This window comes from Croceitalea sp. MTPC5, from assembly GCF_036985505.1.
In the GTDB taxonomy this organism is placed as follows: Bacteria; Bacteroidota; Bacteroidia; order Flavobacteriales; family Flavobacteriaceae; genus Croceitalea.
The window spans coordinates 310657-323817 of sequence record NZ_BTGQ01000004.1 but is presented as its reverse complement, the minus strand read 5'-3'; the positions used below and the strand labels follow the sequence as shown (position 1 = coordinate 323817).

The 13161-nt window shown below is 41.7% G+C and carries 10 protein-coding genes; 6 read left to right on the top strand and 4 right to left on the bottom strand.

Going from position 1 to position 13161, the window contains the following annotated elements; genetic code table 11:
• Window positions 1–141 precede the first annotated feature (141 nt).
• From asnB to AACM45_RS14150, 3 genes are all read left to right on the top strand, one after another.
• A complete protein-coding gene (gene asnB / locus AACM45_RS14160; RefSeq protein WP_339143496.1) occupies window positions 142–1812 on the top strand; it encodes an asparagine synthase B in 1671 nt (556 codons plus the stop codon).
• 470 nt (window positions 1813–2282) lie between these two features.
• The gene (gene gyrB / locus AACM45_RS14155) at window positions 2283–4223 is read left to right on the top strand and encodes a DNA topoisomerase (ATP-hydrolyzing) subunit B (RefSeq protein WP_339143494.1); all 1941 of its coding nucleotides are present in this window, start codon (window positions 2283–2285) and stop codon (window positions 4221–4223) included.
• Between the two features lie 81 nt (window positions 4224–4304).
• A complete protein-coding gene (locus AACM45_RS14150) occupies window positions 4305–5312 on the top strand; it encodes a DUF6588 family protein (protein ID WP_339143493.1) in 1008 nt (335 codons plus the stop codon).
• A 73-nt stretch (window positions 5313–5385) separates the two neighbouring features.
• Here the strand turns inward: AACM45_RS14150 and AACM45_RS14145 are convergent, their stop codons facing one another.
• Window positions 5386–5754, bottom strand: coding sequence for a hypothetical protein (locus AACM45_RS14145; RefSeq protein ID WP_339143491.1), 369 nt, complete (start codon window positions 5752–5754; stop codon window positions 5386–5388).
• A 235-nt stretch (window positions 5755–5989) separates the two neighbouring features.
• Here AACM45_RS14145 and mdh point away from each other — a divergent pair, with 235 nt between their 5' ends.
• The 3 genes from mdh to secDF all read left to right on the top strand — a co-directional run bounded on the left by mdh (window position 5990) and on the right by secDF (window position 10746).
• Entirely contained in the window at window positions 5990–6916 is a 927-nt protein-coding gene (mdh, locus tag AACM45_RS14140) for a malate dehydrogenase (RefSeq protein WP_339143489.1), read from the top strand.
• A 140-nt stretch (window positions 6917–7056) separates the two neighbouring features.
• Complete coding sequence (locus AACM45_RS14135; protein WP_339143488.1) at window positions 7057–7671, top strand: hypothetical protein; 615 nt, start codon at window positions 7057–7059, stop codon at window positions 7669–7671.
• Between the two features lie 111 nt (window positions 7672–7782).
• The gene (gene secDF, locus AACM45_RS14130; RefSeq protein ID WP_339143486.1) at window positions 7783–10746 is read left to right on the top strand and encodes a protein translocase subunit SecDF; all 2964 of its coding nucleotides are present in this window, start codon (window positions 7783–7785) and stop codon (window positions 10744–10746) included.
• Window positions 10747–10830: 84 nt separating this feature from the next.
• Here the strand turns inward: secDF and AACM45_RS14125 are convergent, their stop codons facing one another.
• Genes AACM45_RS14125 through AACM45_RS14115 form a run of 3 tightly spaced genes read right to left on the bottom strand, consistent with a single transcriptional unit; the run spans window position 10831 to window position 13160 of the window.
• Complete coding sequence (locus AACM45_RS14125; protein ID WP_339143485.1) at window positions 10831–11364, bottom strand: DinB family protein; 534 nt, start codon at window positions 11362–11364, stop codon at window positions 10831–10833.
• The gene (locus AACM45_RS14120; RefSeq protein WP_339143483.1) at window positions 11357–12604 is read right to left on the bottom strand and encodes an ATP-binding cassette domain-containing protein; all 1248 of its coding nucleotides are present in this window, start codon (window positions 12602–12604) and stop codon (window positions 11357–11359) included. The genes AACM45_RS14125 and AACM45_RS14120 overlap by 8 nt, the downstream gene beginning before the upstream one ends.
• A gap of 34 nt (window positions 12605–12638) precedes the next feature.
• Window positions 12639–13160 (bottom strand): GNAT family N-acetyltransferase, encoded by a 522-nt coding sequence (locus AACM45_RS14115; protein WP_339143481.1) that lies wholly within the window; start codon window positions 13158–13160, stop codon window positions 12639–12641.
• Window position 13161 lies beyond the last annotated feature (1 nt).

Sequence of the window (13161 nt, the reverse complement as noted above, 5' to 3'; positions counted from 1 at the left end):
GGTGTATTTGCTTAAAGAAGTGATAATTGATCATATAAAAACAAGATATTGTTTTAAAATGTAATCAATAAATGATTTATTGTTTTAATATGATAATATCAATTGCATTTTTGTATCACTAATTATTAGCAATAAAAGATTATGTGCGGAATTGTATGTGCGTTTGATGTTAAGGAAAGCACCGAGGTATTACGGCCACAGTTGTTGGAAATGTCTAAAAAAATAAGACATCGTGGTCCGGATTGGAATGGAATTTATGCTGGTGAGAAAGCAATTTTGGCCCACGAGCGTCTGGCTATTGTGGATCCAGCATCAGGTAAACAACCTTTGTTCAGTAAAGATGGTAAACTGGTATTGGCCGCAAATGGTGAGATATACAACCATGGACAATTACGAAAGCAGTTTGAAGGTACTTACGGGTTTCAGACACAATCCGATTGTGAGGTGATTTTGGCATTGTATCAAGAAAAAGGTGTTGATTTTATAGACGAGCTTAATGGTATTTTTGGTTTTGCCATTTACGACAGTGAGAAAGATGAATATTTCATTGCCAGGGATCATATGGGCATTATTCCGCTTTATATCGGATGGGATAAGAATGGTACTTTTTATGTAGCCTCTGAATTAAAAGCTTTGGAAGGTACTTGTACCAAGATCGAGCTGTTTCCCCCTGGACATTACCTGCATAGCGCTACTGGGGAATTTGTACGGTGGTACCAGCGCGATTGGATGGATTATGAAGCAGTGAAGGAAAATGAGACAAGCATTAGGGAAATCCATGATGCTCTAGAGGCTGCGGTCAAACGCCAGTTAATGTCAGATGTACCCTATGGGGTACTGTTGTCCGGCGGATTGGATTCATCGGTGACCTCTGCTTTGGCCAAAAAGTTCGCACAAAAACGTATAGAGTCGGGTGATACCAAAGATGCTTGGTGGCCCCAATTGCATTCCTTTTCGGTAGGGTTGGAAGGTTCCCCCGATTTGGCTGCCGCGCAGAAAGTGGCCGACCACATAGGTACGGTCCATCATGAGATAAAGTTTACCATACAAGAGGGCCTAGATGCCATTAGGGATGTCATCTACAATTTAGAAACGTACGATATTACGACCATTAGGGCATCTACCCCAATGTATTTGATGGCCCGTGTCATTAAGTCCATGGGTATTAAGATGGTGCTTTCCGGTGAAGGGGCCGATGAGCTATTTGGCGGATACTTGTACTTTCACAAGGCCCCGAGCCCAAAGGATTTTCATGAAGAGACCGTGCGCAAATTGGATAAGTTGCATATGTACGATTGTTTGCGGGCCAACAAATCGCTGGCTGCTTGGGGTATTGAGGGGCGTGTACCATTTTTGGATAAAGAGTTTATGGATGTCGCGATGCGGATTAACCCCAAAGATAAAATGATAAATGGGGAACGAATGGAGAAATGGGTAGTACGCAAGGCCTTTGAATCTTATTTGCCTGAAAGTGTGGCATGGCGTCAAAAAGAACAGTTCTCAGACGGGGTGGGTTATAGTTGGATCGATACCCTAAAAGAAGTGGTCGAAGAAGCGGTAAGTGACGAGCAATTGCAAAATGCCCACTTTAAATTTCCGATACAGACCCCGACCACCAAAGAAGAATATTATTACCGTTCTATTTTTGAAGGGCATTTTCCGTCAGATGCGGCTGCATTAAGCGTTCCTCAAGAGCCTTCCGTTGCCTGTAGTACCAAAATAGCCTTGGAGTGGGATGAGGCGTTTAAAAACATGAACGATCCTTCAGGGAGGGCAGTGTCAAATGTTCATGATGATGCCTACATAAAGTAAACTTGTTTTCATTTAGGGACAAGTAGTTTTTTATTCATTTTAATTAGTCCGTGAAAAGCACCCCTCAAGGGTGCTTTTCCAGTCAATGAGACCCAAGTTTCGAAGAAACTTGCTGGTCGAATTGACCCCTAACGAAGTGTTTGGGGTCCGTTGTAAAAAATGCCGATGGTCGTACCCAAGTTTCTAAGAAACTTGCCGGTCGAATTGACCCCTAACGGAGTGTTCGGGGTCTTCGTGACGGAGTATGGATATCCATACCCAATCTTTGCGAGACCGGTTAAAGTAATTGGAGTAAATCAACATTTTATCCTCAGAATCACACCTCAGGAATACACCTTGTGATTTGATATAATTTTCCACAATAACTTGTTGATAACTTCAAGTGATAAATGGCTGCAACACCTTAATTTCACTAGGTTTTCGTTATATTTGTAAGATTTGAAATTTGCAAAATAATTTAGTTTGAAACTATGAGCGAAGAAGCTAAAAAAAATCAGTATTCCGCAGACAGTATCCAAGCCTTAGAGGGTATGGAGCATGTTAGAATGCGTCCCTCAATGTACATAGGTGATGTTGGGCCGAGGGGATTGCATCATTTGGTCTATGAAGTGGTCGATAACTCTATCGATGAGGCCATGGGCGGTTACTGTGATACCATTGGTGTCACCATCAACGAAGACAATTCCATTACGGTAAATGACAATGGACGGGGTATACCCGTAGGGCTACATCAAAAAGAAGGGGTTTCCGCCCTTGAAGTGGTTATGACCAAAATAGGCGCAGGGGGCAAGTTTGATAAGGATTCCTACAAGGTTTCCGGTGGGCTACATGGTGTTGGGGTCTCTTGTGTCAACGCGTTGTCCAAGCACTTGAAAGCCACGGTTTTTAGGGAAGGCAAAATATGGGAGCAGGAATATGAAAGGGGTAAAACACTTTATCCGGTAAAAAGTGTCGGTGAAAGCAAGGTGACGGGTACTGAGGTAACCTTTGTTCCTGACGATATTATCTTTACGCAGACTACGGAATACAATTATGAGACGCTCGCGAACAGAATGCGTGAATTGGCCTACCTGAATAAGGGCATCACCATTACGTTGACCGACAAAAGAAATAAGGATGAGAAAGGTGAATTTGTCTCAGAAGTCTTTCATTCAGAAGAGGGATTGAAAGAATTTATCCGTTTTCTTGATGAGACAAGAGATCCCCTCATTCAGTCCGTGATTGCTATGGAAGGGGAGAAGAATGGGATTCCCGTAGAGGTTGCCATGATCTACAATACAGGCTACTCTGAAAACCTTCACTCTTACGTAAACAATATCAATACCCATGAAGGGGGTACCCATCTTTCAGGGTTTAGAAGGGGATTGACCAGTACCTTAAAGAAATATGCCGATAACTCGGGAATGCTCGACAAATTGAAATTTGAAATTTCAGGCGATGATTTCCGTGAGGGATTAACGGCCATAGTTTCGGTAAAGGTCGCGGAACCACAGTTTGAGGGCCAGACCAAAACCAAATTGGGCAACCGCGAAGTCACAAGTGCGGTCAGTCAGGCGGTATCTGAAATGCTTACTGATTACTTGGAGGAGCACCCTGAAGATGCCAAACAAATCGTCGAGAAGGTAAAACTGGCTGCCCAAGCACGTCACGCCGCTGCCAAGGCACGTGAAATGGTACAACGTAAAAATCCTATGAGCGTTGGTGGATTACCAGGGAAGTTGTCTGATTGTTCTGAACAAGACCCGACCAAATGTGAGGTTTTCTTGGTCGAGGGTGATTCTGCGGGTGGTACTGCAAAACAAGGTCGAGATCGAATGTTTCAAGCCATACTGCCGCTTCGAGGTAAGATTTTGAATGTCGAGAAAGCCATGCAGCATAAAGTTTTTGAGAACGAGGAAATCAAGAATATTTATACGGCACTTGGCGTTACCATTGGTACGGAAGAAGATAGCAAGGCGTTGAACCTCGAAAAGCTGCGCTATCATAAAGTGGTCATCATGTGTGATGCCGATGTTGATGGTAGCCATATTGAGACCTTGATTTTGACGTTCTTTTTTAGGTATATGCGTGAGTTGATAGAAGGCGGCCATGTCTACATCGCAACACCCCCGTTGTACCTGGTGAAAAAAGGAGCGAAAAGGCGATACGCCTGGGATGACAAAGAACGTGATGAGATTGTGGAGTCCATGGGTGGGGCAGCAGGAATACAACGCTATAAGGGTCTTGGTGAAATGAACGCCGAACAGTTATGGGATACCACCATGAACCCTGAGTTCAGGACACTTCGCCAAGTTTCCATCGATAATGCCACGGAAACCGACCGTATCTTCTCAATGCTAATGGGCGATGAGGTGCCACCAAGAAGGGAATTTATCGAAAAGAATGCGGTCTATGCCAACATTGATGTATAGTTTAGTACATTGATAATGGTATTTCACAACAAAAACTCGCCCTAATCGGGCGGGTTTTTTAGTTTTAAGAAAATTTATAAAATGAAACAATTCATAGGTCTCTTGCTCTTAACCTGTTCATGGGGAGCTAATGCCCAAAGCTTAAATAATATATTGACTGCGGGTATCGAGAACGCAGAACGATTTACCGATGCTTACACGGCCCCGGTTACCGAATCGGCGATTTATGGTATTTCCAATGGTTGGTATAACTCTGCGGACGCCAAGCCCCTAGGTGGATTTGAAATTTCAGTTGTTGGTAATATTACGGGATTCAGGAACAAGGACGATAAAAAGTCTTTTGAGCTTGATATTGACGATTATGAGAATTTGAGTTTTACCGATGGAAGCCAATCAAAGCAGGTCGCCACGGGATTGGGTGATATCACAGGGGTCGAGGTGATCATCTCTGATGATAATGGCCTGTTCAGTGAACGGTTTGAGTTGCCATCAGGTTTGGCATCAGAAGATTTTAACTTTATCCCTTCAGGGTACCTACAGGGCAGTGTTGGTCTAATAAAAGGACTAGAGGTGAAGGCTAGGTTCTTGCCTAAGATCGATTTTGAGGATAGTGCCGAGATAAGTTTGTTTGGAGCAGGCCTGCAATATGATTTCACTAAATTATTGCCTGCTGATAAATTATTACCGGTCGCCATTTCTGCCGTTATCGGTTATACAAATTTAGACGGAACATATGATTTCACGGATTCAAATCTTGTGGATGGCGAGAATCAGCGCATAGATGCAAGTTTTAATACTTGGAATTTTAGTGCAGTGGTATCGACACGAAAGATACCCGTCATCAACTTTTATGGAGGCTTAGGCTATATTACCGGAAAATCTGACATCGATGTCTTAGGGGAGTACGTGGTACGTTCTGGACCATTTCAGGCAACCTATACAGACCCTTTTTCGGTATCCAATAATGTCAGTGGCGTTACCGCTAATATCGGTACAAAATTAAAATTGGGCTTTTTTAGGCTCAACGTAGAATATAATATTGCCCAGTTCAACACGCTGACGGCAGGTATCAATTTCGGGTTTAGATAGTACTGATTGACATACGAACAAAAAATGCCCCATTAACTGGGGCATTTTATTTTCATATAGTATATCGGTCGACTCATTGGCGAACTGCAAACGTGCCGCCACTGATAAACTCCAATTGCTCGGGTTCATCCGCATTGTTCATAATTACTTCAGTATCGGAAAGATTCGCTTCATTATAAATAATGGAGTAGGTGTGATTTTCAACAGACCAGGCAAAATCAGTATAAAATGTTAAGGTTTTGCCAGAATATCGATGGTATCGACCAAGATAGGCATCGTTGAAAATCCATTCTTCCCTTTCTGCAACCTGCTCTTTTGAGCCCGTATCCGAAGCGGTTTTTGACCATATTCCTAAAATAGGGTCATTATTTTCGGGGATACGTGTACAGTTGCTCACGGCTATTATGCAAATAATAGCCAACAATGAAAAAAGCTTTTTCATAAGTAGGTAGTTCAATTTGATTTGGGATTGTTATAACGTCACGATAAAAGGGCCTATTGTAATTTTTCGATGTACTACATGTTTAGCCCGTTTTCTTCGTTGAAACCCCTTTTTCTTTAACAAATAATAACTTTTTTAGTGTCAATTTGTTTAAGGAATATGACATATTTCATAAAATTTTGGTTCAAAAAATCCCTATTTTTGGGTTCCTTTAAAACAAATAAAACACTAGAATATGAAAGTTACCGTCGTTGGGGCTGGTGCAGTTGGGGCAAGCTGCGCAGAGTATATCGCCATGAAAGATTTTGCTTCTGAAGTCGTATTGTTGGATATCAAAGAAGGGTATGCCGAGGGTAAGGCCATGGATCTGATGCAAACCGCCTCATTGAATGGGTTTGATACCAAAATTACAGGTAGTACCAATGATTATTCGAAGACGGCGGATAGCGATATTGCGGTAATAACTTCAGGAATACCCCGTAAACCGGGGATGACCCGAGAAGAATTGATAGGTATCAATGCCGGAATCGTAAAAACGGTCTCGCAAAACCTATTAGAACATTCCCCCAATGTGATTTTAATCGTGGTGAGCAATCCAATGGATACGATGACCTATTTGGTGCATAAGACCACGAACCTAGCGAAAAACAAAATTATCGGTATGGGCGGGGCCCTAGATAGCGCACGCTTCAAGTACCGATTGGCAGAAGCTTTAGGTGCACCAATATCCGATGTTGACGGAATGGTCATCGGTGGTCATAGCGACAAGGGTATGGTACCTTTGATCAACCATGCGGCGCGTAACAGCGTAAAAGTTTCCGAGTTCTTATCCGAAGAACGCATGCAACAAGTGGTTGAAGACACCAAGGTCGGTGGAGCAACATTGACTAAACTTTTGGGCACTAGTGCATGGTACGCTCCCGGTGCCGCTGTTTCAGGTTTGGTACAAGCTATAGCCTGTGATCAAAAAAAGGTCTTTCCTTGTTCTACGTATCTCGAAGGGGAATATGGGTTGAATGACATTTGTATCGGTGTGCCTGTGGTCTTGGGTAAGAATGGTATCGAAAAAATCGTGGATATTGATTTAAGCGACAGCGAAAAAGCAAAAATGCAAGAGAGTGCCGCTGGCGTGTCTAAAACAAACACGCTGCTTGAGCTTTAAAAGCCTTACTGGGAATAAATAGTATAAAAACCTTTGACCTCTCACGTCAAAGGTTTTCTTTTTACAGGGCGATGTACTTCCAAGATGTAGATATTCAATAATATACTACCAAGAATGATCTTTCTTTTTATATTTGCCGGATGAATTCAAAATGGTGCGTTGGTACTTTGATGATTGTTTTGGCCTTGTTAGGGCTAAGCCATGAGCAAAAAAGGGCTTCCAATCAGCAGATTTTAGTACAATTTGCAGATGTAAAACTAGCCTCTGAAACGGCCCATGACGATGTTTTGACGGCGATTACGAAAAAGCTTCGGGTTCTAGGTGTCGATGATATTGAAATAATAAAGAGTGGCGATGGCCAAGTAAATATTCTTTATTACAGTAATATTGAAGCACGTAGGGTCAAGGAATTTCTTTCTGATGAAAACGAGCTTTTATTAACTTATGAAGATGAACTACCTTCCGATGCCCCAAAAGAAGATTTTCCCGAAGGGTATAGTCTAATCGTAGCTGACCTTCATCAACAGGCCCATCATGGATTAAACGTTAAAGGGAATTTTGTTCCAATCCAAAAAGAAGGCAATGATGGGGTTTCCAATCCGGTAGTACTTCAGTTTGGTACTACGATTGCCCTACCAAATAGCATTGAAAAAGTAGCCCTTAAGGTTAATAGAACCATTGCACTTGCAATAGCTAATACTTCACGGCATATTCCAGAGGTAAGGGCCGGACCTTATACTTCCGAAAACAGCTAATTGCCCATAGCAACTATCGTTTAAGAATACCACCGCTTTTTTGAAAGTGGGTTGCTTTGGATTTTTTAACACACAAAATCGTAATCAACATAAATCAAATAAATTATTAAAATGCAAAATAAAGGACTTATAAAGCTTTTTGCACTGCTTTTTGGTTTGGTGAGCATCTATCAGCTTTCCTACACGTTCATCACCGGAAAAATCGAAAATGATGCTGAAACCTATGCCATTAATCAGGTTTCGGAAGCAGAGGAAGACTATGTAACCAAACGTGAAGCTGTAGAAGCATCATATCTTGACTCAATTGGTTCAAACCCGATTTTAGGATATACCAGTTATGACGATGCAAAAACGAAAGAACTTAACAAAGGCTTAGACCTAAAGGGGGGAATCAATGTTACCCTGCAGATTTCGGTAAAGGATATTTTGAAAGGCCTGGCCAATAATACCAAAAACCCTGTTTTCAATAAGGCTTTGGCCGATGCCGATGAAGCTTCCAAAGATAGTGATGAGACGTACTTGGAATTGTTCTTTGATGCCTTTGACGCCATCAAGGGGGATACTAAACTAGCCTCTCCAGATATTTTCGCGAATAAGGCACTAAGTGATGCCATTAATTTTCAAATGACCGATAATGAGGTGAAACCTATTATCAGGACAAAAATCGATGAGGCCATCGTTTCTGCCTTTGAAGTATTACGTAAGCGTATCGATGGTTTTGGTGTTACACAGCCGAACATTCAACGTGAAGGAAACTCAGGCCGGATTCTGGTAGAACTGCCTGGTGCCAAAGATATTGCCAGAGCCCAAGAACTACTTTCAAGTACCGCACAATTGGAATTTTGGGAAACATATCCGCAAAGTAACCCAAGCTTGGGCCAATTTTTCGTAAATGCAAATGAAAAATTACGCGACATATTGGAACCAGTACAAGAAGAAGAGGTTGCGCCCACACCGGAATCTGAAATTGATTCGTTATTATCTGATGTCGCACAAGACTCTTTGGATCTAGCATCCCAATCCAACCCGCTTATAGAAAAATTGATTCCTGCATCCCCAGGTAGTAATGCTATTGCCGTAGTAGCGGTAACGGATACCGCTGAAGTCGGGGCTTACTTGAGAATGCCCGAGATCAGGAGGTTGCTACCCGCTGATGTGCAGTTTACCAAGTTTGCATTTGAAAAGCCGCCAAAAGATTCAGAGTTGGCTGAATTGTTCGCATTAAAATCCAATCGTGATAGAACACCGCGAATCAGTGGCGATGTGGTTTCAGATGCCCAAGATACGTTTGACCAATTCAATAAACCTGCCGTCAGCATGACCATGAACACACGAGGTGCCAAATTGTGGGAAAAATTGACTGGCGACGCCTTTACCAATCAAACAGGTATCGCGATAGTTTTGGATAATAAAGTGTACACCGCACCTGGGGTATCGACCGGTCCAATTTCTGGGGGGCGTTCAGAAATAACAGGAACATTCACTATAAATGAAACCAAGGATATTGCCAATGTATTGCGAGCGGGTAAGTTACCTGCGAAAGCGGAGATCATCCAATCTGAGGTCGTCGGTCCATCATTGGGTCAAGAGGCGATTGACAGTGGCTTTAAATCGTTTATGATTGCCATGGCCTTTGTACTGGTTTGGATGATTTTCTATTACGGCAAGGCCGGTATTTTTGCAGATATAGCCCTTATTCTGAATATCGTGCTGATTTTTGGCGTATTGACCAGTCTAGGTGCCGTATTGACCTTACCGGGTATTGCAGGTATTGTGTTGACCATTGGTATGTCTGTAGATGCCAATGTGTTGATCTTCGAACGTATCAAAGAAGAGTTGGATAGAGGCAAGGGAAAGGCACAGGCCGTAGCTGATGGTTTTAGTAACGCACTTTCCTCGATTTTAGATGCCAATATTACTACTGGGCTAACGGCAATTATATTGTTTATTTTTGGGTCTGGTCCAATAAAAGGTTTTGCTACCACACTTTTGATAGGTATTGCTACTTCATTGTTTACGGCCATATTCATAACAAGGCTTCTAGTTGACTGGTACATATCAAAAAAGGGAAGGGATCTATTGTTCTCGACAGGGGCTACAAAAGGCCTCTTCAAGAATATGAGCATCAACTTTTTAGGAAAACGTAAAATCGCCTATGTCATTTCGGGTATTTTAATCGCTGTCAGTATATTCTCATTGGCAACTAAAAGTCTACAACAAGGAGTTGATTTCGTTGGGGGTAGATCTTACCAGATTCGTTTTGAGAAAGCGGTTAGCCCTTCAGAGATCGCCTCTGAGTTGAATACGGTTTTTGGTAGTGGTACCAACGTGAAGACTTTTGGTGAAGCCAATCAGATTAAGGTGACGACACCTTATAAAGTAGATGTGGAAGGGATTGAGGTTGATGCCGAGATTCAAAATAAACTATATACGTCACTTCAAAAATATTTACCCGATGGTATTACGTTTGAAGATTTCACGGTAGGTGCCTCTGATAAATCCATTGGAATTTTGCAATCGGTTAAAGTCGGTCCTACAATCGCGGATGATATCAAGAAAAATGCCTTTTTGGCGATTTTAGGTTCGTTGGCGGTGGTCTTTCTTTATATTTTGTTGCGATTTAGAAAATGGCAATTCTCATTGGGTGCGGTAACCGCTGTATTTCATGATGTTTTGATTGTGTTGGGAATCTTTTCATTGACCGGTGATATCATGCCTTTTAATATGGAAATCGATCAAGCCTTTATTGCGGCAATACTTACTGTAATCGGTTACTCCTTAAACGATACCGTGGTTGTTTTTGACCGTATACGTGAGATTATTGGCCTCAAGGGTTGGAATGGCGGTGACAATGTCAACGATGCACTGAACAGTACCTTAAGCCGTACTTTGAACACTTCGTTGACCACGTTAATCGTACTTTTGGCCATCTTTGTTTTCGGTGGGGAATCGTTGCGCGGATTCATGTTTGCAATGATTGTTGGTGTGATGGTGGGTACCTATTCATCAGTATTTATCGCGACACCGATTATGTTTGATGCATTGAAAAGAAAGATTACAGGTCAAAAAGCTTAAATCCAAAAGACTGAACCAAATATAAAGGCCGCTTCATGCGGCCTTTTTTATTGAGGGATAATGGATACTGGATACTGGTTGGGTTCAGTACTGTTCTAAGTTTTTATGAATTTGTTTTTCATGATGTTTCACATGGTACATGGTGAAATACAGTAGCTCCCTTAACGTGAATTTTCCCATGACGGGATGTGGTAGCATATACGAATCCAATTCCTCCTCTGAATACATCGCTATACCTTCGTTCAGGTGTTGTATCAGTGATCTTAAATAATCAAGTTGTTCATTTCTGTTCTTGGCGTCAATTTTCTCAGGGGCAAAATCTTTGGTAAGTATGTAATTTGGGTTTTCTTCCAATGTTTTCAGGTAATCGGTAACCAAAACCTTATAGGTTCGACTTGGTCGTTTGGCCTTACCAAACTTTTCCGCTAGAACGTACTTTGGTATCCCAAAGGCCCTATTTACAGGTTTGACCGATTTGATAATATGGTCAAGTTGTTGCCCGGCACACCATTTCCCTTTAGGTACTTGTTCAAAATCAGTTTCGGAAAGGTCGGCAAGCGTTTGGATAAAAGTTTGATGATTTTGGGTCATCAAATCAGTGATGTCTTTCTTAATCATTTTTAAATGTAACGGTTTTTCCTGTAGAACCGTTTGGGGAGGGAATTAGTTGATAGGTATGTAAAGGTTTTAGGCTAGGTTCTGGTTTATGGGAAACAAATAGTATAGTGGTATCCGTTTCTTTTGCGATCTTATTTACCAAGGCAACGAATAAATGGGCATTTGTATCATCGAGGTCCGAGGTAGGTTCGTCCAAAATAAGTAAGGGAGGGTGTTTTACCATAGCCCTTGCAAGCATTACCAATCGCTTTTGACCATTGGATAGTTCGTGAAAGTAACCGTGTTTTTTTTCAGTCAGGTTGAGTACGTTTATCCACTGCAACGTCAGCCTTTTTTCAGCCTCAGAAGGTGTGTTGTATAACCCGATGGAATCGTGTAAGCCCGAGATGAGCATGTTTTCAATAGTATGATGACCCCTAAATTTATCGGTCATGGAGGGAGTGAAATAACCAATATTTTTTTTAATGTCCCAAACACTTTCACCGGAACCTTTTAGATTGCCGAAAAGCCATAAATTTTGCCCAAACCCTTTATGACTGTCTCCCGTTATCATGTTCAATAGTGTTGACTTACCACTTCCGTTGGGGCCGACAAGTTGCCAGAATTCCCCTTTTTTGATGGACCAACTGATATTTTGTAACACTTTTTTTCCCTCAAAACATACCGAGACTTTTTGAAACCTGACGAATTCGGTCATGTCCAATATTTCCTTTTTGATTACTTGGGGAATAGACGCAACGAAAATTTCTTTTTGCGGAAGACTAGTAGCCAAATCCTCTGCGCTCGCATAATCGATTAAACGGTCTTCCCTTAATTCAAAAAAATCAGTCGTAAATTCCAATATATCATCAACCCTACTGGCAAATTGGATGATTGAAATAGTCTTGGCAAGTTCACTAAGCCTATTTCTTAAATCTTTTTGACTTTCCATGTCAAGATGGTCAAAAGGATTTATCAAAATTAAAAAATCTGGTTTTTGACACAATAGATGCTGCAGTAGTGCTTTCTTTCGTTCACCGCTGCTCATGGATAGTAAAGACTGGCTAAGGGCGGTTGTCAAGATTTTAATTCCGTGACGTTCTTCCTTGTCCAAATAATGTGCTATTTCGGCTATTGAAAAAAGCGCTCCCGATTTATCTTGCAACACTTCAAAGCCTTTTGGTTTGTAATCGCTGAGAAGCTTTGTCACAAGGCCTTCGGTCTGCGATTGATGGTCTATACGTATGGCGAAATGTTTCAATCTCAATCTTTTACTAAAATTACGGATTGACGGGTTAACTTGAAACCCTAAAAATATGTACCTGATTGTTCTTGTAACTCGTGGTTTTGTCCAAAAACATCCCATTTTTAAGGGCCACCTTTTGAGAAGGAATATTGTCCACTTGAATGATGGATATCAAAGATTCCGCCAACCGATGTTCAAAGGCAAATTGTTTGCATTTTTGCGCAGCTTCAAAGGCATAGCCTTTTTGGCGGTATTGCGGTAATATGGAGTATCCGATTTCCAATTCTTCAATACCATCGACAGTTTGTAGTAAAAGGCCGCATATACCGACCAAATCCCCGGTTTTTATAGAAATTAAGGCATTCATTCCTCCCAAGCCATTTTCATAGCGTTCAAACTGCCTCTCGAATTGTTCCGTACACGCTGTTTCAGCATCGTTAGGTAAGCCGTCCCAATATTTAGTGGAATTTGGGTCATGATAAAACGGTAACCAAGATGTAAAATCGCCGCTGGTAAGTTTTCGATAATGCAAGCGTTCCGATTTTTGGCGTTCTAGTAGGTAATCACCCATT